Source organism: Paramicrobacterium chengjingii, assembly GCF_011751765.2.
In the GTDB taxonomy this organism is placed as follows: Bacteria; Actinomycetota; Actinomycetes; order Actinomycetales; family Microbacteriaceae; genus Paramicrobacterium; species Paramicrobacterium chengjingii.
Genome location: NZ_CP061169.1, coordinates 2,407,242 through 2,428,965 on the forward strand (window position 1 = coordinate 2,407,242; position 21,724 = coordinate 2,428,965).

20 protein-coding genes are annotated in these 21,724 nt (G+C 62.0%); 12 read left to right on the plus strand and 8 right to left on the minus strand.

The window, feature by feature from the left end; translation table 11 throughout:
- Window positions 1–78: 78 nt before the first annotated feature.
- Together HCR76_RS11725 and HCR76_RS11730 are read right to left on the minus strand one after the other, a co-directional pair.
- The gene (locus HCR76_RS11725; RefSeq protein WP_166990543.1) at window positions 79–1,137 is read right to left on the minus strand and encodes an aspartate-semialdehyde dehydrogenase; all 1,059 of its coding nucleotides are present in this window, start codon (window positions 1,135–1,137) and stop codon (window positions 79–81) included.
- Between the two features lie 46 nt (window positions 1,138–1,183).
- Window positions 1,184–2,449 carry an aspartate kinase gene (locus HCR76_RS11730; RefSeq protein WP_166990546.1) on the minus strand — a complete coding sequence of 422 codons (1,266 nt, stop codon included), beginning with the start codon at window positions 2,447–2,449 and terminating at the stop codon, window positions 1,184–1,186.
- A gap of 163 nt (window positions 2,450–2,612) precedes the next feature.
- Between HCR76_RS11730 and HCR76_RS11735 the strand changes: the two genes are divergently transcribed.
- The 3 genes from HCR76_RS11735 to HCR76_RS11745 all read left to right on the plus strand — a co-directional run bounded on the left by HCR76_RS11735 (window position 2,613) and on the right by HCR76_RS11745 (window position 5,688).
- Window positions 2,613–3,539 (plus strand): TIGR01777 family oxidoreductase, encoded by a 927-nt coding sequence (locus tag HCR76_RS11735; RefSeq protein WP_166990550.1) that lies wholly within the window; start codon window positions 2,613–2,615, stop codon window positions 3,537–3,539.
- Between the two features lie 111 nt (window positions 3,540–3,650).
- On the plus strand, window positions 3,651–5,006 hold the full coding sequence (locus HCR76_RS11740) for a TrkH family potassium uptake protein (protein WP_166990553.1): 1,356 nt from the start codon (window positions 3,651–3,653) through the stop codon (window positions 5,004–5,006).
- Window positions 4,999–5,688, plus strand: coding sequence for a potassium channel family protein (locus tag HCR76_RS11745; protein WP_244971384.1), 690 nt, complete (start codon window positions 4,999–5,001; stop codon window positions 5,686–5,688). The genes HCR76_RS11740 and HCR76_RS11745 overlap by 8 nt, the downstream gene beginning before the upstream one ends.
- 22 nt (window positions 5,689–5,710) lie before the next feature.
- Here HCR76_RS11745 and recR read toward each other — a convergent pair whose 3' ends face one another.
- From recR to HCR76_RS11760, 3 genes are all read right to left on the minus strand, one after another.
- The gene (recR, locus tag HCR76_RS11750) at window positions 5,711–6,307 is read right to left on the minus strand and encodes a recombination mediator RecR (protein WP_166990556.1); all 597 of its coding nucleotides are present in this window, start codon (window positions 6,305–6,307) and stop codon (window positions 5,711–5,713) included.
- 3 nt (window positions 6,308–6,310) lie between these two features.
- Window positions 6,311–8,548 (minus strand): DNA polymerase III subunit gamma and tau, encoded by a 2,238-nt coding sequence (locus tag HCR76_RS11755; RefSeq protein WP_166990559.1) that lies wholly within the window; start codon window positions 8,546–8,548, stop codon window positions 6,311–6,313.
- 172 nt (window positions 8,549–8,720) lie between these two features.
- On the minus strand, window positions 8,721–9,770 hold the full coding sequence (locus HCR76_RS11760; protein WP_166990562.1) for a hypothetical protein: 1,050 nt from the start codon (window positions 9,768–9,770) through the stop codon (window positions 8,721–8,723).
- A 258-nt stretch (window positions 9,771–10,028) separates the two neighbouring features.
- Here HCR76_RS11760 and HCR76_RS11765 point away from each other — a divergent pair, with 258 nt between their 5' ends.
- The 6 genes from HCR76_RS11765 to HCR76_RS11790 all read left to right on the plus strand — a co-directional run bounded on the left by HCR76_RS11765 (window position 10,029) and on the right by HCR76_RS11790 (window position 15,246).
- Window positions 10,029–11,549: an HNH endonuclease signature motif containing protein gene (locus HCR76_RS11765; RefSeq protein ID WP_166990565.1), complete on the plus strand. Its 1,521-nt coding sequence runs from the start codon at window positions 10,029–10,031 to the stop codon at window positions 11,547–11,549.
- Between the two features lie 146 nt (window positions 11,550–11,695).
- The gene (locus HCR76_RS11770) at window positions 11,696–12,271 is read left to right on the plus strand and encodes a SipW-dependent-type signal peptide-containing protein (protein ID WP_235934246.1); all 576 of its coding nucleotides are present in this window, start codon (window positions 11,696–11,698) and stop codon (window positions 12,269–12,271) included.
- A 10-nt stretch (window positions 12,272–12,281) separates the two neighbouring features.
- Window positions 12,282–12,908 (plus strand): SipW-dependent-type signal peptide-containing protein, encoded by a 627-nt coding sequence (locus HCR76_RS11775; protein ID WP_166990568.1) that lies wholly within the window; start codon window positions 12,282–12,284, stop codon window positions 12,906–12,908.
- 53 nt (window positions 12,909–12,961) lie between these two features.
- Complete coding sequence (locus HCR76_RS11780) at window positions 12,962–14,122, plus strand: signal peptidase I (RefSeq protein WP_166990571.1); 1,161 nt, start codon at window positions 12,962–12,964, stop codon at window positions 14,120–14,122.
- Window positions 14,119–14,667 (plus strand): hypothetical protein, encoded by a 549-nt coding sequence (locus HCR76_RS11785; protein WP_166990574.1) that lies wholly within the window; start codon window positions 14,119–14,121, stop codon window positions 14,665–14,667. The genes HCR76_RS11780 and HCR76_RS11785 overlap by 4 nt, the downstream gene beginning before the upstream one ends.
- Before the next feature lie 108 nt (window positions 14,668–14,775).
- A complete protein-coding gene (locus HCR76_RS11790; RefSeq protein ID WP_166990578.1) occupies window positions 14,776–15,246 on the plus strand; it encodes a nucleoside/nucleotide kinase family protein in 471 nt (156 codons plus the stop codon).
- Between the two features lie 12 nt (window positions 15,247–15,258).
- On the opposite strand, the gene HCR76_RS11795 is transcribed toward HCR76_RS11790, so the two are convergent.
- Both HCR76_RS11795 and pta read right to left on the minus strand, forming a co-directional pair.
- A complete protein-coding gene (locus tag HCR76_RS11795; RefSeq protein ID WP_166990581.1) occupies window positions 15,259–16,458 on the minus strand; it encodes an acetate/propionate family kinase in 1,200 nt (399 codons plus the stop codon).
- Entirely contained in the window at window positions 16,455–18,560 is a 2,106-nt protein-coding gene (gene pta / locus HCR76_RS11800; protein WP_166990584.1) for a phosphate acetyltransferase, read from the minus strand. Before pta ends, HCR76_RS11795 begins: the two co-directional genes overlap by 4 nt.
- Before the next feature lie 60 nt (window positions 18,561–18,620).
- Between pta and HCR76_RS11805 the strand changes: the two genes are divergently transcribed.
- The 3 genes from HCR76_RS11805 to HCR76_RS11810 are packed head-to-tail and all read left to right on the plus strand — an operon-like array spanning window position 18,621 to window position 19,285.
- On the plus strand, window positions 18,621–18,971 hold the full coding sequence (locus tag HCR76_RS11805; RefSeq protein WP_198248046.1) for a BrnT family toxin: 351 nt from the start codon (window positions 18,621–18,623) through the stop codon (window positions 18,969–18,971).
- Window positions 18,968–19,102: a hypothetical protein gene (locus HCR76_RS17625; protein ID WP_280529484.1), complete on the plus strand. Its 135-nt coding sequence runs from the start codon at window positions 18,968–18,970 to the stop codon at window positions 19,100–19,102. The genes HCR76_RS11805 and HCR76_RS17625 overlap by 4 nt, the downstream gene beginning before the upstream one ends.
- A gap of 9 nt (window positions 19,103–19,111) precedes the next feature.
- The gene (locus tag HCR76_RS11810; RefSeq protein ID WP_166990587.1) at window positions 19,112–19,285 is read left to right on the plus strand and encodes a hypothetical protein; all 174 of its coding nucleotides are present in this window, start codon (window positions 19,112–19,114) and stop codon (window positions 19,283–19,285) included.
- A 21-nt stretch (window positions 19,286–19,306) separates the two neighbouring features.
- Here the strand turns inward: HCR76_RS11810 and HCR76_RS11815 are convergent, their stop codons facing one another.
- A complete protein-coding gene (locus HCR76_RS11815) occupies window positions 19,307–21,685 on the minus strand; it encodes an ATP-binding cassette domain-containing protein (protein WP_166990589.1) in 2,379 nt (792 codons plus the stop codon).
- Window positions 21,686–21,724 lie beyond the last annotated feature (39 nt).

Sequence of the window (21,724 nt, forward strand, 5' to 3'; positions counted from 1 at the left end):
CTGGCACTCTGTGAGGTCAATCAATGGATGCTGCGCCATGACAAACGTCGTGGCGCAGCATCCGGAATTCTTGCGCGCTTAGACCGCGGCAGCTTTCTTTGCCGCGATAACCTCAGCGATCTGCACCGCATTGAGTGCAGCGCCCTTGCGCAGGTTGTCGTTCGCGATGAACAGTGCCAGTCCCTTGCCCTCGGGCGCGGATTGGTCTGCACGGATACGCCCGACATACGACGGGTCGTTTCCCGCGGCATCCAGTGGAGTTGGCACGTCAGCCAGTTCCACACCCGGCGCAGCAGCCAGAACCTCGGTTGCACGCGCCGGCGTAATGTCGTTGGCGAACTCGGCGTTGATCGAGAGCGAGTGCCCGGTGAAGACGGGAACACGCACGCACGTTCCCGATACCCGCAAACCGGGAAGGTTCAGAATCTTGCGGCTCTCGTTGCGAAGCTTCTTCTCTTCGTCGGTCTCAAGCTCGTCATCTTCAACGATCGACCCCGCCATCGGCACAACATCGAACGCAATGTGCTTCACGTACTTCACCGGGTCGGGCATCGAGACGGCGTGACCGTCGTGCACGAGCTGCAGAAGATTCTCGTCTTGCACAGCCGTGCGCACCTGACTGGCAAGTTCCATCGCCCCAGCGAGTCCAGAACCGGAAACGGCCTGGTAGGTGCTGACAATGAGCCGCTCAATGCCGGCCTCATCATGGAGCGCTTTGATCACCGGCATCGCCGCCATGGTTGTGCAGTTGGGGTTGGCGATGATGCCCTTCTGAGCATCGTCGATGGCTTCGGGGTTCACTTCGCTCACGATGAGCGGAACCTCGGGGTCCATGCGCCAGGCACTTGAGTTGTCAATGACGATCGCTCCGGCTTCCGCGAAGCGCGGGGCGTGCGTGCGTGAGCCCGTTGCTCCCGCAGAGAACAGTGCAATGTCGAGCCCTGTCGGGTCGGCCGTCGCGACGTCTTCCACCTCGTAGTCGGAATCGTTGAAGCGAATCGTCGAGCCAGCGCTTCGCGCTGTGGCGAAAAACCGAATCTCGCTGAACGGAAACTCGCGCTCCTCAAGAAGGCTGCGCATGACGGTGCCGACCTGTCCGGTCGCGCCGACGATACCGATGCGGAGTTTCTGAGTCATATATCTCCCCTTTTTCAGGTGGTTGTCGTGTCGAAGGTCTGTGCGCTCAGCGGCCGGTGCCGCCGTGGACGACGGCAACGTGGTCGGCGTCGAGTCCGAATGCCGTGTGCACGACGCGTGCGGCCTTCTCGAGTGTGTCTGCGCGGGTGACGACTGAAATGCGAATCTCACTTGTCGAGATCATGTCGATGTTGATGTCGTTCTCGTACAGCGCCTCGAACAGCTTCGCCGAGACACCGGAGTTGGCACGCATACCGGCACCCACGAGAGCGAGTTTTCCGATCTGGTCGTCGTGCTGTAGGGCTGTGTAGCCCACGTCTTCTTGCTCTGAACGCAGTGACTGCAGCACATTCTGCGCCTGGTCTTTCGGCAGGGTGAACGAAATATCGGTGAGGCCTGTGGCGGCCGCCGACACATTCTGCACGATCATGTCGACGTTGGCGTCGGTCTTGGCGACGATCTTGAAGATCTGCGCGGCCTTGCCGGGAACATCCGGAATTCCCACGATGGTGATCTTTGCCTCGCTGAGGTCTGTCGCGATTCCGGTGACGATCGGCTGTTCCATGGAGTCGCCTTCCTTGGGATTGATGACGAGTGTGCCCTCGTCGTTTGTAAAGCTGGAGCGAACGCGCAGCGTCACACCGTGGCGGCGCGCGTATTCGACGGCTCGGATGTACAGGACTTTAGCTCCGGATGCTGCGAGTTCAAGCATCTCCTCAGCCGTGATCACGTCGATCTTGCGGGCAAGCGGCACGACGCGCGGGTCCATCGTGAAGATGCCGTCCACGTCGGTATAGATTTCGCAGACGTCGGCGCCAAGCGCTGCGGCGAGCGCCACAGCTGTTGTGTCTGAGCCGCCGCGGCCAAGCGTTGTGATTTCGCTTGTATCGAGGTTGAACCCTTGAAAGCCGGCGACGATCGCGATCGCACCGTCGTCGAGTGCTTCCCGAATGCGCACGGGCGTCACGTCGACGATGCGTGCCGAGCCGTGCTGCCCATCGGTGATCATGCCCGCCTGCATGCCGGTGAAGGAGCGCGCTTCGTAGCCCATGCTCTTGATCGCCATCGCGAGAAGCGACATCGAAATGCGCTCGCCCGACGAGAGCAGCATGTCCATCTCTCTCGGTGGCGGCAACGGCGTCACCGCGTTGGCGAGGTCAATGAGCTCGTCCGTCGTGTCGCCCATGGCCGACACGGCGACGACAACGTCGTTGCCTGCTTTGCGTGTGTCGACGATGCGTTTTGCAACACGCTTAACACTCTCGGCATCCGAAACGGACGATCCGCCGAACTTTTGAACAATGAGGCTCACGTAGTAACTCCCGGGGGTTGCAGTCAGTGCCCAACGAACCATTGTACGGCGGCCCGTATTCCGCAGCCTCTATGTGACATCCGCTACGCGCGCGTGCGCGCGCGGGCTCCTCAGATCACCGCACGTTCATCTGCTTCACACGGCAACGTGCCTACCATGACGTATGGCTATGCGCATTCTGCTCTCAGGAGCCAGCGGCATGATCGGCACCGCCCTGCACATGCGACTGCGTGACATGGGGCACGACGTAAGGCTGCTCGTGCGTCGACCGCCAGCGCACGATCGGGAGGTCCGTTGGGATCCGGCAACGGATACCGTACCCAGCGAGCAGATCGAATGGGCGGATGCCGTCGTCTCGCTGTCCGGCTCAAGCCTCACACGACTGCCATGGACGCCGGGCTACCGCAGCACCATCCGCTCGAGCCGCGTCGACACCACACACACGATGGCAACGGCAATTGCCGAGGCAACGAATCCTCCACGAGTATGGGCGAACGCCTCTGCCGTCGGATACTACGGGCGCGGCCCTCGTCTCGACCCGTTCGACGAGTCGTCCCCGAAGGGGTCAGGTTTTCTCGCCGACATCGTCGAGATGTGGGAGGCAGCGACAGCGCCCGCTGCCGACCGAACCCGTGTCGTTCACCTCCGCACGGGTGTCGTGATCGGCCCAATGGGCGCTCTCACCCCGCTCGCCCTCGCCACCAAATTCGGTTGTGGCCCCACCTTTGCCTCCGGAGCCCAGCGGTGGCCTTGGGTCTCTCTCTTCGATGAGGCGAGAGCGATCGAGCATGTGCTCTCGGCGGACGTCGCCGGCCCCGTCAATATCGCCGCTCCGGTGCTCGATACTCAGTCAGAAGTCGTGGATGCTGTTGCTCGCCGACTTCACCGACCGAACTGGTTGCGAATTCCGGCGCCACTCTTGCGCGTCATGTTGGGCACGGCAGCCAACGACATGCTGCTCTCCGACCAGCCCGTGGCACCGAACGTTCTTCTTGACTCCGGCTTCGAATTCTCGATCGACCAGATCGACGAAGCCGTCGCTGTCGCCCTCGGACTCAAGTGGAAGCCCCCGCAGTCGTACTCTGACTGATCCGCTGAGTGCGGTGGATGCTTCGCGCAAGTGACCGCAGGCCAGAGCATTCGTCTGCTCGCGACCACCACCACCCTTTCGGGAGTTCGACCGTCGGGTTATGTTTGCGACATGCATCCTCGGCACGGGCACCTGCCCCACGTGACACGTCGTCGACCTGGCATACTGCTGCTGATCGCGTTCGCCGCGGTCATCGCCGTGGGCACGGGCCTGCTGATGCTGCCGGTGTCACAAGCGGGCGAGGGTTCCGCGACCCTCATCGATGCTCTGTTCACCGCCGTGTCGGCCACCTGCGTCACGGGCCTGACCGTCGTCGACACGGCGACATACTGGTCGCCCTTCGGTCAGGTTGTGATCATTCTGCTGGTCCAGGTTGGCGGGTTCGGCGTGATGACCTTTGCCACCGTGCTGGGAGTCGTAGTACTGCGCCGGCTGTCGCTTCGAGCAGAGCTGGCCGTCGCCGCAGAGGTGAAGACGACAACGCTCAGCGATGTGCGCAAGCTTGTCGTCGGGGTCATCAGCATCTCGATTGTTGTGGAGGTGCTCATCGCGGCAGCTCTGGCGGCGAGGTTCGCGGCGGGCTACGGCGAATCTCTCGGGCGATCACTGTGGCTTGGCGTGTTTCACGCCATTGCGTCATTCAACAACGCAGGCTTCGCGCTGTTCACCGACAACGCTGAAAGCTTTGTCAGCGACCCGCTGATCTGCCTGCCCCTGTGCGCTGCCGTCATCATCGGTGGGCTCGGATTTCCCGTGATCATGCAGTTGGCCCGCTACGCTCGCACGCCGCGGCTGTGGACAATGAACACTCGCATCGTGATCGTTGCCACACTCGTTCTCCTCATCGCGGGAACCATCTACATCACGGCAATCGAGTGGAACAATCCCGACACGTTCGGCCGTCTCAGCGGCCCCTCCAAGATTCTCGCGGGGTTCTTTCAATCGGTCCAGACGCGCAGCGGCGGTCTCAACAGCGTCGACATCGGCGACATGCATCCCGCAACGTTGCTCGGCATGGATGCACTCATGTTCATCGGCGCCGGCCCGGCCGGAACAGCCGGCGGCATCAAGGTCACCACCTTCGCGGTACTTCTCTTCATTGTCTTCACCGAGATCCGCGGTGAGCACTCCGTGAACATCCTCGGCAAAGGACTCGCGCGCTCCGTGAACCACCAGGCCACGACGGTGGTCGTGCTGGCGACGACGGTGCTCTTCACAGCATCCGCCTTCATTCTTCTGGTGACCGACATCGACATCGGCCGCACGGTATTCGAAGCGATATCCGCCTTCGGCACCGTGGGGCTCTCAACGGGAATCACCGCGTCACTTCCCAACTCTGCGCAGATGGCCCTCATCGTTCTGATGTACGTAGGACGACTCGGCCCCATGGCCGTCGCCACGGCTCTGGCGCTACGCCAACGACACATCCGTTACGAACTTCCGAAAGAAAGGCCGATCATTGGTTAGCATCAAGAAACGCCGCCCGCATCAGATTCCCGAGGCCGGTTCCGTGGCCGTGCTGGGCCTCGGCCGATTCGGACAGTCACTCGGGTTGGAGCTGATGGACAGCCATACCGAGGTGCTCGGCGTCGATATCGACCCCTCCACAGTTCAAGATCTTGACGGGATGCTGACGCACGTTGTGCGCGCCGACACGACAAGCGAGGAGGCCATGCGGCAGATAAACGTTCATCAGTTTGAGCGCGTTGTCGTCGCCATCGGAACCGACATTCAGGCAAGCATCCTCACCGCATCGCTGCTCTTGAGATTTGGCGTCGAAAACATCTGGGCCAAGGCGGTTTCAGACGCACATGGCACGATCCTTGAGCAGCTCGGCGTCAAACACGTCGTGTATCCGGAACGCGACATGGGCCGCCGTGTCGCACACCTTGTGCGCGGCGTCATGCAGGATTTTCTGGAAATCGGCGATCACTTTGCGCTCGTCAAGAGCCCACCGAACAGCGCCATCGTCGGAGTCCCCCTCGCCGAGGCAGACGTGCGCTCCAACTATGGGGTGACGATTGCGGCGTTCAAGCGCGCCGGCGAAGACTGGAGCTACACCTCAGCTGACACCGTCATCGAGAAGGACGACATCATTCTGATCGCCGGGAATGTGCGCAAGGCGGAGGCGTTCAGCCAGCTGGAGTGAGCGTCAGTACGGGTGCAGAGCGTCAGCCGAGCGCTGTACGGCCTTCAAAGGCTCGACCGAGTGTGACCTCATCTGCGTATTCAAGATCGCCGCCGACAGGGAGACCCGAAGCTAGCCTGGTGACGCGAATCTCAAGGGTCTTGAGCAACCGACTGAGGTACGTCGCTGTCGCCTCCCCCTCCAGGTTGGGGTCGGTTGCAACGATGACCTCGGTCACCGTGCTGTCGGCGAGACGCTGCATAAGCTCGCGGATGCGCAGGTCGTCTGGCCCGATGCCGTCGATGGGACTGATTGCCCCGCCCAGCACATGGTAAAGGCCTCGGAACTCGCGCGTGCGTTCAATCGCGACCACGTCTTTTGCCTCTTCGACGACGCAGATGAACGAGTGGTCGCGTCGAGGATCGCGGCAAATGGAGCACTGCTCCTGCTCGGCCACATTTCCGCAGATCTCACAGAAGAAAACCTTGTCGCGCACGTCGACGAGAAGCTCAGCGAGGCGTGAAACGTCAAACGACTCGGTCTGAACGATGTGAAACGCGATGCGCTGTGCAGACTTGGGCCCGATGCCCGGAAGCCGGCCGAACTCGTCGATCAGCTCTTGAACGATACCTTCATACATGCGCTAGTTGAACCTCTGCTGCGTCGTGTTTTCCTGCTCTTCGATAAAGCGGGCGCGGAGCACTTCGCGCACAACAGCTTCGCCGTATCTGCCGCTCCTCTGCTGTTGCGTTTGCTGCTGAGGTTGTTGCTGCGCAACAGGTTGCTCGGCGGCATCCGGGCCTGGTGCTTCTACCTGCCCAGGTTTCTGCTGAACAGGCTGAGGCTTCTGCTGCTCTGCCTGCGAGCTCGCCGCCTGCGCGGGCTGAGCGACGGGCGCCGGTGCCGTCGCTGCCCTCTGCTCGCTGACCTGGCTCGGTGCATCGTCGGCATCGTCATCCGAGGGAATCTGCACAACGCTCCACCCGGTGACCGGTGCGTTCGGCTCTGCGGCCGGTTCGCGCGCGGGCTCTGATGCGACTGGCGCGGCTTGTGCCGGAGCTGGCACAGGCTCGTCTGGGGGCGCGGCGTCTTCGTAGGGGTCAAACGGCGGCTCGTCGTCGGCCGGAGCCCACTCGCTCTGCCCGACGGCGCCAGACGGGGCCGTCGGCGCAGGCTCCTCGGGCTCAGCGGGCGGACTGTCGCTCGTGCTTGATGCACGCGGCTCACGCGGCGCGGCCTGTGCTGGAGAGACTGGCGCAGCAGCACTGGCACCTGGATCGGGGGCGCCGTCAACCTTGGCGATGTATTTCACACGCAGACCGAGAACGTCAACAATCGCCGAACGAAGGTGCTCGCTCGGACCATCTCCTCCGGCAAGCTTCTTAAACGATTCGAGGTCTTTGGGGCTGGGGAAGACGAGAGTGAGGATGTCTTCTTTGAGATCACGAACATCGGCGTTCATCACGAGCATCCACGTTGACCGCTTCGCTTTTGCCACGTGCTCGAGCACCTCTGGCCACGAATCGCGCAGCATCTGCAGGGTGACGGGGCCGGTGGGCTTCGGTCGCGTCACAGGTGCGGGCTTTGACACCTTCTGCACTGGGGGCGCTTCGGCGGCAGCCGGGCGCTGCGGCTCAGGCTGACGCGGTGCGGCAGCGGGAGCCGTCTGCTGTGAGGCGATCGGTGTTGCTGCCGGCGGTTGAGCGTCAGCATCCGTCGGCATTCCCGCCCGACGTTCCAAGCGCTCAACTCGCGCGAGAGCACCCCGCTCAGTCTCGTCGACAGACGGAACAAGCATGCGCGCGATCATCAGCTCGAGGTGAAGTTTCGGTGACGTGGCACCGGTCATGTCGGTGAGCGCTGTGTTGGCGATGTCGGCTGTGCGCGAGAGCTCGGCCTGGCCGAACAGCGCGGCCTGCGCGATCATGCGCTCGAGTTCGTCTTCAGGGAGCCCGCGCAGCACAGTGCCGGCGTTGCCCTGTGCTGCATCGACGACGATGAGGTCGCGGAGTCGCTCGAGAAGGTCGTCGACGAAGCGTCGAGGGTCTTGACCAGTCTGCACAACGCGGTCAACGGACTCGAAGGCACCTTTCGCATCGGCGCGACCGATCGCGCCGACAACCTCGTCAAGCAGTGCCGAGTGTGTATAGCCGAGCAGCGCAACGGCGCGTTCGTAGCCGACTGTCGTTCCATCGGAGCCGGCCATCAGCTGGTCGAGAAGCGACAGGGTGTCGCGCGGTGAACCGCCACCCGCACGAACGACGAGAGGAAGCACGCCCGGCTCGACCTGCACGCCCTCTTCGTCGCAGAGCCTCTGCGTGTATTCGAGCATCTGCGCTGGAGGAACGAGGCGGAACGGATAGTGGTGAGTGCGCGACCGGATCGTGCCAATCACCTTGTCGGGCTCGGTCGTCGCGAAAATGAACTTGATGTGGGGCGGTGGCTCTTCAACGATCTTGAGCAGAGCGTTGAAGCCCTGCGGCGTGACCATGTGCGCCTCGTCAAGAATGAAGATCTTGTAGCGGTCGCGCGCGGGAGCGAACACAGCGCGCTCGCGCAGGTCGCGGGCGTCGTCGACGCCGTTGTGGCTAGCCGCGTCGATCTCGACGACGTCGAGCGAACCTCCGCCGTCGCGGCTCAGCTCAACGCAGCTGGGACAGGTGCCGCACGGGGTATCGGTCGGGCCCTCGGCGCAGTTGAGGCACCGGGCGAGAATGCGGGCGGACGTTGTCTTGCCGCAGCCACGCGGGCCGCTGAACAGATACGCGTGATTGACGCGGTCGGTGCGCAGCGCTGTGCGCAGCGGATCGGTCACCTGAGACTGACCGATCATCTCTGAGAACGTCTCGGGCCGGTAGCGGCGATACAGGGCGGTAACCACGAGTCAATCGTAGTGGTCGCCACTGACAAACGGGTGGCCGCTCTCCACAGGCACACGGGCAGCACCGTCAGCCTCCCCACCGACGACACGAGACGGCTGCGTGCCGAAGAAGCGTCACAATGCAGAAGGGCGGATGCCGATGCATCCGCCCTTCTCACGCACAGTCACCTCGCTACGGAGTGCAGACCGCACCGGGAAGGTCGTAGTACGAGACAGTCTGACGCTTGTTTCTGTCGTTCGACGCGTCCGTACCAGTCACAAAGACCTGGTTAGTGGCTGAGCCGTCAGTCGTGCCGCCGCTGATCACGTCATAGTCAAACGACAGCACGACAGTATCGCCGCCGGCAAGCGTCTGACCAAGCGCGTAGTCGTACGAGCCGAATTCGTTGCGAGCGAAATCGACGTCGCTGGTGATGTCGGCGCCGTTCAGCGTCGCCGACGAGATTGAGACGTTCGAGATGAGCCCCGCGTCAACGTACATTCTTCCGTTCGCGGCAGTGGGTGTCGGGTTCGGGCCAGTTGATTCGATGGTCACAGTCGATGCGACCTCGACCGAGCACGACCCGGCAGACAACGTCGAGGTCTCAGCTGTGAGAGTGAGGCCCCAGGGCTCCGCGGGCTCTGACGCTGGTGTCCATGGCCCGTAGACATTGTTCGTCATGTCGGAATCGTCGGCCGAGATGATGGTCCACTGTGGCGCGACGTAGCCATCGTACGTATCGTTCGGGTATGCGATATCAGCCGCAAATCTCGTGAACACGAGCATGGCATTAGCCCCGAAAACACTCGTTTCAGTCGGCATTTCACGAGGAATGACGAAGGAGATTGTCGAGGCGTTTCCGTCAACGCTGACGATGTCGAACCCGACAGCTTCGGTCGAACCCCCGACGCTCAGTTCGACTTCCGTCGGGGTGTATATGCGGTTGTCGTATCGCGCCTGCACTGTGACGGATCCGGCTGGCGCCGTGTCGGCGCCCTTGTTCAGCAACGTGAAGCCCATCGGTTCTGATGCGATGTATCTCGTAGCGAGATCGGTGCTGAAAAAGATGAGCTCGCTGCCCATCTGCAACCCGTCGGCAAACAAATCGATGCCCTGAACTGTACTTGCGGCTGCAGCGGGGGTCGCAACGGCTACGGCGACAACCGGGGCGCTCCAGGCTGCTGCTTTGACAATTGTTCGTCTGCTGAAACCTGAATTCGACGCTTCGTGCTCGTGGTGCATGTCGCCTGTCTTCCTTCTTCTTTTATGAGTGAAACTTATACGTGGGCAGTGCAGAACCTGAGTAATCCTAGCGTTCCCGACGCTTAAGCGGAACGGGGAGTACTCCCCCTGGTGAGATTAATGCGCCGACACGGCTGTGGCAGAGGGTGCCGAGCTAGTTTGTTATCCACAGTTTATTCGAATCTGTCTTCTATAGAAAGTTATACACAGATATCAGTTTCTCGAATAACTGTTGGTGTGTGATGGCAAAATTGGTGCATGGAAGATTACAGAGAACCTCCGGATGGGCCCGAGGAGTGGGTGCCGCCGGATGGGCATGAGAGAGCAGATCAGTCACCTCTGACACCGCCAGTTGCCTCCCCGCCACCTGGGGAAGGCGACGCTGCCGATGACGCTGTCGATGCTGACGCCGATGCCGTTGCCGACACTGCTGTCGTGGACGTGCTTCGTGAGCGTTTGGACTGTGTTGTTGAGGATTCGCGGTTGATTGCGGCGGCGGAAGCATCGCGGCTGCGTGGCGTCTACCTGATGCTGCAGGATGCTCTCGCGCATCCGGGAATCTTCATCCCGAACGCGGCTGGGCTCACGCGTGCTGATCTCACTGCTGAGTCTGAGGGGTGGGTGCGTACGTCGTTGGCTCAGGAGATCGGCGCCGCTCTCGGTGTCACGAAAGGCCACGCCGCCGGGCTCCTCAACGACGCTGAGGCTCTTTGCGAGACGTTGCCGGCAACGCTCGACGCTCTCGACGTGGGGAAAATCACCCGGCAGCATGCTGACGCGATGATCCGCCAGTCGGTCGGACTGGACGCTGAGGCAACAGCGGTCTTCGAACGTGAAGCGTTGCCGAAGGCCCTCTGCCAGTCGCCGACGCAGTTCTCTCGTGCTGTGGTGAAGATCCGTGAAGGCTTGTTTCCCGACACGATCACCAAACGGCGCACCGAAGCCGTGAAGGAGCGTCGTGTAGATTGCTACGGCGCCCACGACGGTATGGGGGTCCTTGCCGTGCGCGCCCCGATCGAGGTCGTGCAGAGCCTGCACAACGCCGCACGATTGACAGCCCGTGCGTTGAAAGCGGCCGGTGACGATCGAACACTGGCGCAGATCGAAACCGACACGATTATCGACGCCCTCATGATCGGGTTCACGAACGATTCCGACCAGAAGTTCGGCGGAGCACCCGGCGTGGGAGCATCCGGTGTTGGTGCTGACCGGCTCGGTGGCATCCGTCCGACCGTGTATGTCACCGTCCCCGTGATGACACTGCTCGGGCACTCGGATGAGCCAGGCCAGCTGGACGGGTACGGGCCCATCGACCCCGACGTGGCACGAGAACTCGCCGCACGGGCGCCGAGCTTCACCCGGCTACTCACACACCCCGAGACCGGGGCCGTGCTCTCCGTCGGTCGCGACAGCTACACCGTACCCGCAGACCTGAAACGAGCCGTGCAGCTCCGAGACGAAACCTGCATCGGCATCGGCTGCGACCGACCCGCCACGACGTGTGACCTGGATCATCGGGAGGAATGGCAGCACGGCGGACAAACCAGCCTCACCAACCTGCAAGCAGCATGCGAACAACACCACATGATCCGACACAACACCACATGGACAGTCACCGTGACCGACGACAACGACATCATCTGGATCTCACCATTAGGACGAACCTGCCGAGTACCCCGGACATCAAATGTGCAATTCGCCGCCGGAACGGCAACCACCAAACACGATGACACGGCGAACGATGAACGAAAGGAACTGCCCAACACTCCGCCCTTCTGATGCTGCCGGGATTGCGGAATGTGGAACTGCATACCCCCAGTTCACGTGGTATTTCAGCGCAATCTCTTTCCGAGACTCGAAGCCATGCTTATGGTTACCGGACACGGCGAGGAGCCGTGGTCGATGATTCATGAGGGGAATCAGAAATGTCACAGTCAACAGAGGCGACCGGCACAGGCAAACGCCGTTTCACCAAGGTCAGGGCGATCCTCGCCGGCGGTCTCGTTCTCGGCGTCGGAGCGGCCATCACACTTGCCGCGTGGAACGACTCTGAGGTCGCAACCGGAACGTTCGCCGCGGGCAACTTCGGCATCGAGGGATCGACCAACGGCACTGAGTTTTCCGAGCATGAAGACGAGGCCAACGCCGCGACGCTCGAATTCGAGGTGGGTGCAGATTCGCTCTCGCCCGATGACAGCGTGTACGAGGGCTTCGCTGTGCGGCTCATCAGCACATCTGATTACGCAGCCGACGTCACTGTGACGCAAGACACCTCCAGTGCTCTCGTCGGCACCACAGCAAGCTACGTCTATACAGACTCGACCACATGCGATGCGACAACGTTTGCCGCTGGAGCCGACGACGGAGCTGCCTTCTCGCTGACGGCGTTGAACACGCCTGTCTTCGTCTGCTTCCAGGTCAGCGCCGATGACACTCTCGTGCAGGGCGCCACCGGAAGCATCACCTGGACGTTCGACGCCGTGTCGACGACCGAACTCTAAGAGGTTGCATATGGGTCGCCACAGCGCGACATCCGTCGCCTCCGCCTCTGAGCCGCGCAGGCGCCCGGCGAGTTGGTTCACGAAACTTCGTGCCGTGCTCGCCGGAGCGCTCGTGCTGGGCGTCGGCGCCGCCGTCACCGTAGCGGCGTGGAATGATTCCGAGTTCGCGCAGGGAACATTCTCTGCGAGCACCTTCGGAATTGTCGGTGCGACGAACGGCGTGGACTTCTCGGAGCATCCGGATGCCGCAAGCGCAGCCGCGCTCACGTTTACTGCACCGTTCGACGCAATGTCTCCGGGATCAACCGCGTATGCCGCGTATTCAGTACAGACAACAGCCGATTCGACAGTCGGCGGCACTGTAGCGCTGTCCGCCGCATCCGGAAATTCGACCGGGCTCGGCCAATGGCTCACCTACAGCGTGAGGACGATCGCGGGTGCTGACTGCAACGCGACGACATTCGCTGGCGGCGATTCCGTAGCCACAGACGGCACGGCGGCGCGCACACTGTCATCGGGCGGGAGCGATCAGGTGAATTACTGCTTCGCCATCACGCTGCCGGTCGGCACGCCGAACGAGGCTCAAGGAACGTCCGTCGACGCCAGCTGGACCGTCACTGCAACATCATCGTCATAACTGGGGGAATCATCGCAGTAACGAAGCGACGTGTCAGCAGCATCCTGGGCGGGATGCTGCTGAACGTCGCTGCCATCGCCGGATTGGTGTGCATTGTTCTCGTCGTACTGAGCATGGTGTTCCACATCTCACTCATCATGTTCAAGACCGGCTCGATGTCACCGACGATTCCTCAAGGATCAGTGGCCGTGGTGAAAGAGATCCCGGCTTCCGAAATCTCGGTAGGTGACGTCGTCACCGTGGATCGGGAGGGGCAGTTGCCCATCACTCACCGCGTCATCTCGGTGGAGGGCTCGGGGACAGAGCGCTCGATCACCATGCAGGGCGATGCGAACGACTACCCTGACCCCGCTCCCTATGAGGTCACGCACGTGCGCACCGTGCTGTGGTCTGTTCCCGCGATCGCGAACGTGATCGTCTGGATGTCGAACCCGTTCGTGCTCGGCGGGCTCACCATCGGAGCATCCATTCTGGTCACCTGGGCGTTCTGGCCCCGACGCGGCACCAGTGCGAAGCGCCGAAGGCAGACGGAACAACGAGAAGACTCTGAACAGCAAGGTCGCTCTGAGCATCGGGAACGTTCCGGGCGTCATGCCCGCACAACGACTTTGGTGGCAACCACGATTCTTGTGGGTGGACTCGCTCTCGCCGTTGCCCCGACTTCCGCCGCCCACGCCGCAGATAACACGGTGACCGGGGACTACATCTCGATCACGACAGTCGGCGACGATCAGGCAATGACGTCGCTGTCGCCCGGAGTGCCTGTTGACTGGCAAGTCGGAGTAACAATCGACAGCCCGACGGCGGGAGAAGCCGTCATTGATCTCACGTCGCGCGGCGACCTCGATCTCGACGTGTCAATACGCGCGTGCACCGTGAAATGGGTGGGCAAAACCTGCCCCGGTGACGAGTCGAGTGTCGCAGATGTGGCGTCGTTGACGGGCGACCAGAAGAACATTGAACTTCTGGCCATGCCAACGGCGGAGCAGCGCTGGCTGCTGTTCACTGTGTCGTTGCCTGGTGACAGTCACGGCAGCATGGTTGCTGACGTTCGTGTGACCGCGAATGGTGAGTCAGTCAGTGACAGCTCGGAAGCCTCGACGCTCCCCCGAACCGGTACAGACCTGTGGCTGCCGCTCGGCCTCGCCATCGGCGCGATCGTTCTCGGCCTTCTCATTGCAGGCATCGCCGCTCGGTCTCGGAGAAAGTCGTGAGCGGCCGTCACGCGCCGCCCCGCGCCGGCCACCTCGGTCGTGGCAAGGTCCTGGCGCTCCTCAGTGCAATTCTCGTGGCGCTGACGTTGCTGATGCCCGCGCCGGAACAAACCGAAGCATCGTGGACCGATGGCGAATTAGCTGGCGCGACGCTCGTTGCAACGACTGTGCCAGCCCCTCACATCACCTCCTGTACGGCGTCGAATGTACTGCTGCTCGGGCCACGGATTATCTTGACCTGGACTGTGCCAAACAATGCGTATGCCGGGTCAGATATCGAGGTTTACGGCAACAAAGATGTTGCTGGGCTCCTCAACGGGATCGGGTTGCTTTCAGGCGCGAGCACGACCGGGCCAAGCAATGGCGTCTATACGACGACGTATTCCGGAGGACTCCTCGGTTCACTATTGGGGTCGAGTGCGTTCTACGTGGGCATGGAGGGTGTCGCCCCGGCCAGCGGGTGGAAGTCCAAACTCTCCTACGTCACGGCGACTATTCCCGCTTTGCTCGGGTCCGGGACATGCTCCGTCACTGTGAACGGCTGATTGGTGCGATTCTCGTGCCTGACTCGGGGAAGGCAAAGTGCGTCGTTAAGGCCAACGCTCGGGAAGCCACCGCGATAGGCCCAGAAGTCAGACGAGTAATCTGAAAGCATGGTCGCAACCCCCGAAAGCAGAGCCAGCGTGCTCGGCCGCATCGCCGACCAGATTCTGCACAACAACCCACACGGCAGACGTCTCGTCGCCGTCGAGGGAGTGACAGCTAACGCAGCATCCGCATTCGCCGACGACCTCGCACAGGTACTTCGTGATCGCAATGAGTCGGTAGTTCGACGTTCGATCGGCTCCGTCGACGAAGAGACTCTTCGTTCAGAGATCGTAGATCCGTTTCGCTCCGGCACTCTCAAGGGAACCGACAACGACACGCTTCTACTCGTCGACGGCGAACGCCTACTCAACAACACAGTGATCGGTGTCTGGCATTACACGGTGTGGACGTTCCAGGGTGATCAGCTCCCCCACGGCAAAGCGAACTTCAACGTCGACCTCAGTGACAACGAGTTTCCCCGCGACCACTACTACGATCTCTGCAAACTGCCGCCCACGTTCGGCGAGCACGGCTGAGCCACATCGAACTCACACAGCCGAAAGAGTCTGGCGAGCGATCTCGAGCTCTTCGTTCGTCGGCACAACGAGAACGGTGACGGTCGAGTCATCGGCAGAGATCACCCGGATGCCGCGTGAACGCCGCTCGTTGCGAGCAGCATCCATCTTCACGCCAAAGTTCTCAAGACCCGCGAGCGTCTCGGCCCGCACCTGGGCACTGTTCTCACCGATGCCCGCCGTAAAGGCGATCGTGTCGACGCGGCCGAGCTGAAAGACGTAGCCGCCGAGGTACTGCTTGAGGCGATGCACATACACGTCAAGCGCTGTCCGCGCCGCCTCATTGCCGGCGTTCGCCTGCTCGGTGAGATCGCGCATGTCTTGCAGACCCGACAGACCGTAGATTCCGCTCTTGGTATTGAACAGCTCATCGAGCTCCGCAACACCCATGTCGGCACGCCGGTGCAGGTGGAATACGACGGCAGGGTCGATGTCACCCGTGCGCGTTCCCATCACCAGACCCTCCAGCGGAGTGAGCCCCATCGACGTGTCAATAGACTCGCCGCCACGCACCGCGGTCATCGATGCACCGTTGCCGAGGTGCAGCACAATCTGGTTGAGGGCGGCATTGTCGCGATCGAGAAACCTCGCTGCCTCCTCTGAGACGAACTTGTGACTCGTGCCATGAAAACCGTACTTGCGCACACGGTGGCGTTTCGCCGTATCGGCATCGAGCGCATACGTGAATGCCTCGGGTGGCAGCGTCTGGTGAAACGCCGTATCGAAGACGGCGACATGCGGCACGTCGCCAAATGTCTGCTGCGCCGCCGTGATGCCCTCGACGTTCGCCGGATTATGCAGCGGCGCCAGCTCCGAGAGATCTTGGATGTTGATCTTCACCAGGTTGGTGATAACGGTGGGCTCGAAGAAGCGCGCTCCCCCGTGCACGACGCGGTGTCCGATGGCGACCGGCGGATGCTGCGCCAGCGACGGTCCGTGGTCGGCAAAGGCATCGAGCATCGCTGTGAACCCAGCAGTGTGATCGGGAATCTGCGTCGTTTGCTCGAAAGACTCGGCAGCGCCGTCGTCGTCGATGACGTCGTGCACGATGTGCGATTCGTCAGCCCCGATGCTCTCGACAAGCCCGCGCGCGAGCGTGGTCTCAGCATCCATCTCGATCAGCTGGTACTTGAACGATGACGAGCCGGAATTGATGACCAGAACGGCGGTCATGAGGATGCCGCCTGAATCGCCGTGATCGCTACGGTGTTGACGATGTCTTGCACGAGTGCTCCTCGAGAAAGATCGTTGATGGGCTTGTTGAGACCCTGCAGAACCGGGCCGATCGCCACGGCACCGGCAGATCGCTGAACCGCCTTGTACGTGTTGTTACCGGTGTTGAGGTCGGGAAAGATGAACACCGTGGCACGCCCGGCGACGTCGGACTGCGGCAGCTTTGTTGCCGCCACCGCTGCGTCGGCCGCGGCATCGTATTGAATCGGCCCCTCCACCAGAATCTCAGGCATGCGCTCACGCACGAGGGCCGTCGCCTGGCGCACCTTGTCGACATCGGCGCCCGTGCCCGACTCTCCTGTCGAATACGAGAGCATGGCGACGCGCGGCTCGACTCCGAATCGCTTGGCCGTCACCGTCGATGAGATCGCGATGTCGCAGAGCTGATCCGCTGTCGGGTCGGGAATGACGGCGCAGTCTCCGTAGACGAGCACGCGATCTTCGAGAGCCATGAGGAACACACTCGACACGACAGAGGTGCCTGGCTTCGTTTTGATGATCTCGAAGCCGGGGCGGATCGTGTGCGCCGTTGTGTGAGCCGCACCCGAGACCATACCGTCGGCAAGTCCCATGTGCACCATCATGGTGCCGAAGTACGACACGTCGGTAACAACCTCGCGCGCCTGCTCGAGCGTCACGCCCTTGTGCTCGCGCAGACGGTGGTACTCCTGCGCAAACTTCATGCTGAGCACCGGATCGTGCGGCGACAGCACCTCGGCCGCCGAGATGTCGAGGCCCAGCTCGATGGCCCGCGACATCACCTCGAACTTCTCGCCGAGAATCGTCAACTGCGCAACTTCACGTGCTAGCAGCGTGTGGGCGGCTCGCAGCACGCGGTCTTCGTCACCCTCGGGCAGAACGATGTGGCGTGGCCGGCGCCGAGCCTGGTCGAGCAGGCTGAACTCGAACATCAGCGGCGTGACCACATCGGTCTTTGCGACGTCGAGCAGGCTCACCAGCGTCTCTTTGTCCACGTGCTTCTCGAAGAGTGAGAGCGCCGAATCGAACTTGCGCTGCGACTCCGCGGCGAGCCGGCCACGCGTGTGGGTAATGCGCATGACCGTGTCATACGTTCCCCACTCCGTGGCGATGATCGGCAGCTTCACCGTGAGACCCTCAATGAGCTTGTTGATCGACTCGGGCAGTTCGAAACCACCATTGAGCACGACTCCCGAGATCGAGGGGAACGCCGCAGACTGCTGCGACAGCAGCACAGCAAGCAGAGTCTCCGTGCGGTCACCCGCAACAACGACGACGGCTCCTTCCGTGAGGCGCGGCAGCACATTCTCCATGCTCATACCGGCGATCACGACGCCGAGAGCCTCGCGGGTGAGCAACTCTTCTTCGCCCTTGATGAGCGTGCCGGCGACAGCATCCTTGATGAGCCCGATTGTGGGAGCGACGAGATAGGGCTCCTCAGGAATCGCCCACACCGGGGCGCCTCCCGTCACTTCACCGATAGCCCGCGTGATTTCGTCGAGATGGTCGGGATCGGAGCGGTTGGCGACGATCGCGAGCAGAGTGGCGAACGCGTCGTTCAGTTCAACGAGGGCAAGGTCGGCGATCTGGCGCATCTCGCTGGCCGTGCGACCCTCGGCCAAGCCGAGACGTTCGCCATGCCCCTGCCCCTCGCGGCCGCCGAGCACCAGCAGAACGGGAGCGCCGAGGTTTGCGGCAATACGCGCGTTGTAACCGAGCTCGGTGGGGCTGCCGACGTCGGTGAAGTCGCTTCCCACGATCACGACAGCGTCGCATTTCTCTTCGACTGCCTTGTAACGGCTCACGATCGTCGAGAGGGCGGCCTCGGGGTCTGCGTGCACGTCGTCGTACGTGACGCCAATGCACTCGTCGTAGCCGAGGTCAACGCCGTCGTGGCCGAGCAACAGCTCAAGCACATAGTCGCGCTTGTCGGTTGAGCGCGCGATTGGGCGAAAGACGCCCACGCGTTTCACCTGGTGCGTCAGGGTGTCCAGTGCGCCCAGAGCGACTGTCGACTTGCCCGAGTACCCTTCGGCTGACGTGATGTAGATCGAACGAGACACCCTCACTCCTCACGTACCGTGGTCTCCCTTAAACCTACACGCTTCTACCGTCTGTAGAACATGGTGGATGCTCAGGCTCCGACCATTGAGCTGTATGACGATACGTATTACGAAATCCCTATGGCTCTCGACGCGGATTGGAGACATCGCGGGAACTACATAATGACGCGCCACGGCGTGGCTCCCGAAGAAGCAAACGACGCGCCCGCAGACCCGGACGCAATAACTTTCACTCCGGATCCAGCAAGCGTCAGCGGCAGAAGCGTCCGAGTCATTGGCCGCGCCACGTCCACCAGTCGGCTTCTCACCGTCATCGTGCTCGACGACGGTGGCGTCCGACATGGGGTGAATTCTTGGCCCGCGAACTCCACAGACAAACGCCGATACCTCACAGGAGGCGACACACCATGACCGACGACACGCAGAATATTTCCGCTCTTCTTCGCACCGAAGCTGAAGCTGAAGCTGCCGAGGCGAACCCCGACGCGCCCGCGAATGCCGGAACCAAGATCACTCGCCGCGGAAGGTCCTCCCGGGTATAATCGATCCGCTTGACGGAGTCAGAGATCGCCTCGCTCGAAGCCGCCGCAGAACGTGCAGGCATCCCTGCAGCTACGCTGGCTCGAACGTGGATCTCTGAACGGCTCGTCGACGACGACGCCACGGATCTGCATGCAATCGCCGATGCACTGGCGACGTATTCCCGCCGTCTGGCCGCGCTGTGACAGCGCACGACGCTCGGATGCTCAGGCTTGCACGTACTCCGCCAGGTGCTCACCCGTCAGTGTCGACCTCGTCGCTACAAGATCAGCTGGAGTGCCCTCAAAGACCACGCGACCGCCGTCATGCCCGGCTCCCGGCCCAAGATCGATAATCCAGTCGCCGTGCGCCATCACCGCCTGGTGGTGCTCAATCACAATCACCGACTTGCCCGAGTCGACGAGGCGGTCGAGCAGAGCAAGCATGTTCTCGACATCGGCAAGGTGCAGACCGGTCGTCGGCTCATCAAGAACAAGGATGCCGCCTTTGTCGCCCAGCTGAATGGCGAGCTTGAGCCGCTGCCGTTCTCCGCCCGAAAGAGTCGTGAGCGGCTGCCCGATCGTCAGGTATCCGAGGCCGACATCGACCATTCGCTCGAGGATCTTGTGGGCGGCAGGCAGCTTCGCGTCACCGTCGCCGAAGAACTCGGCGGCCTGCGCCACCGACATCTGCAGCACCTCGCTGATGTTCTTGCCTCCGTAGAGGTATTCAAGAACTTCTGCCTGAAACCGCTTGCCCTCGCACAGCTCACACGTCGATTCGACGCTTGCCATCACACCGAGATCGGTGAAGACAACGCCGGCACCATTGCACATGGGGCAGGCACCCTCCGAGTTGGCAGAGAACAGGCCGGGCTTGACGCCGTTCTCTTTGGCGAACGCCTTGCGAATCGGCTCAAGCAGCCCCGAATACGTCGCCGGATTGCTACGGCGCGACCCCTTGATGGGCTGCTGGTCGACAAGCACGACGTCGTCGTGCTTCGCGAGCGATCCGGTGACGAGCGAGCTCTTGCCCGACCCTGCCACACCCGTCAGCACACACAGCACGCCGAGCGGAATGTCGACGTCGACATTCTGCAGGTTGTTTGTGCTGGCACCGCGAATCTCGAGAGCATCCGCTGATTCTCTGACCTCGCTCTTGACCCGCGAACGGTCGTCAAGATGCTTGCCTGTGACGGTGTCGCTTGCGCGAAGCCCTTCGACGGATCCTTCAAACATGATCTGGCCGCCCTCGGTGCCCGCGAGCGGGCCCAGGTCGACGGCGTGATCACCGATGCCGATAAGCTCCGGCTTGTGTTCGACGACGAGCACAGTGTTTCCCTTGTCGCGCAGCTGCAGCAGCAGCGTGTTCATACGCTGAACGTCGTGCGGGTGCAAGCCGATGGACGGCTCGTCAAACACATAGGTGACGTCGGTGAGGCTCGAACCGAGGTGCCGGATCATCTTTGTGCGCTGCGCTTCGCCGCCCGACAGAGTTCCGGCCGGTCTGTTAAGCGAGAGGTAGCCGAGCCCAATCGTGACGAACGCATCGAGCGTCTCGCACAGTGCGGTGACGAGAGGGGCAACCGACGGCTCGTCGAGCTGCCGCATCCATTCGGCCAGATCGCTGATCTGCATGGCATTGATATCGGCGATGCTCAGACCGCGGATCTTCGATGACCGTGCCGTGTCGCTCAATCGCGACCCGTCGCACTCCGGGCAGGTGTCGAACGTGATGGCGCTGTCGACGAACCGGCGAATGTGCGGCTGCATCGCCTCTCTGTCTTTCGACAGCATCGAGTTCTGAATCTTCGGAATCAGACCCTCATAGGTGACGTTGATGCCCTCGACCTTGATGCGGGTCGCCGGCTTGTAGAGCAGGTCGTCGCGCTGTTTCGCCGAGAAGTCCTTGATGGGCTTGTCGTTGTTGAAGTAGCCGCTGCCGCGGTAGATGCGGCCGTACCAGCTGTCGGCCGTGTAGCCGGGAACAAGCAACGCGCCCTCGTTCAGCGACTTCGTCTCATCGAACAGCGCCGTCAGATCGAAATCGCTCACTTGGCCTCGACCCTCGCACCGCGGGCACATGCCGCCCACGATGTTGAAGTCGCGACGCTCCTTCACCGTCTTGCCCCCGCGTTCGAAAGCGACGGCGCCGGCACCGCTGATGGAGGCGACGTTGAACGAGAACGCCTGCGGCGATCCGATATGGGGATCGCCGAGTCTGCTGAACAGAATGCGCAGCATTGCACCCGTGTCTGTGGCCGTGCCGACCGTCGAGCGCGGGTCGGAACCAATGCGCTCCTGATTGACGATGATCGCCGTCGTGAGACCCTCGAGAACGTCTACGTCGGGGCGCGGCAGATTCGGCATGAACCCCTGCACGAACGAGCTGTAGGTCTCGTTGATCATGCGCTGCGATTCGGCGGCGATCGTCGAGAAGACGAGCGAGCTCTTGCCCGAGCCCGAGACCCCCGTAAACACGGTGAGGCGTCGCTTGGGAATCTCCACGGAGATGTTCTTGAGATTGTTCTCGCGCGCACCAACGACGCGGATCGTGTCGTGGCGGTCAGCTGAGGCAATGCCAGACTCTGAGGACTCAGTGCTCATCGTTCCTTCTCTTTCGGCTTTCGGATGCTGGAGAAGCTG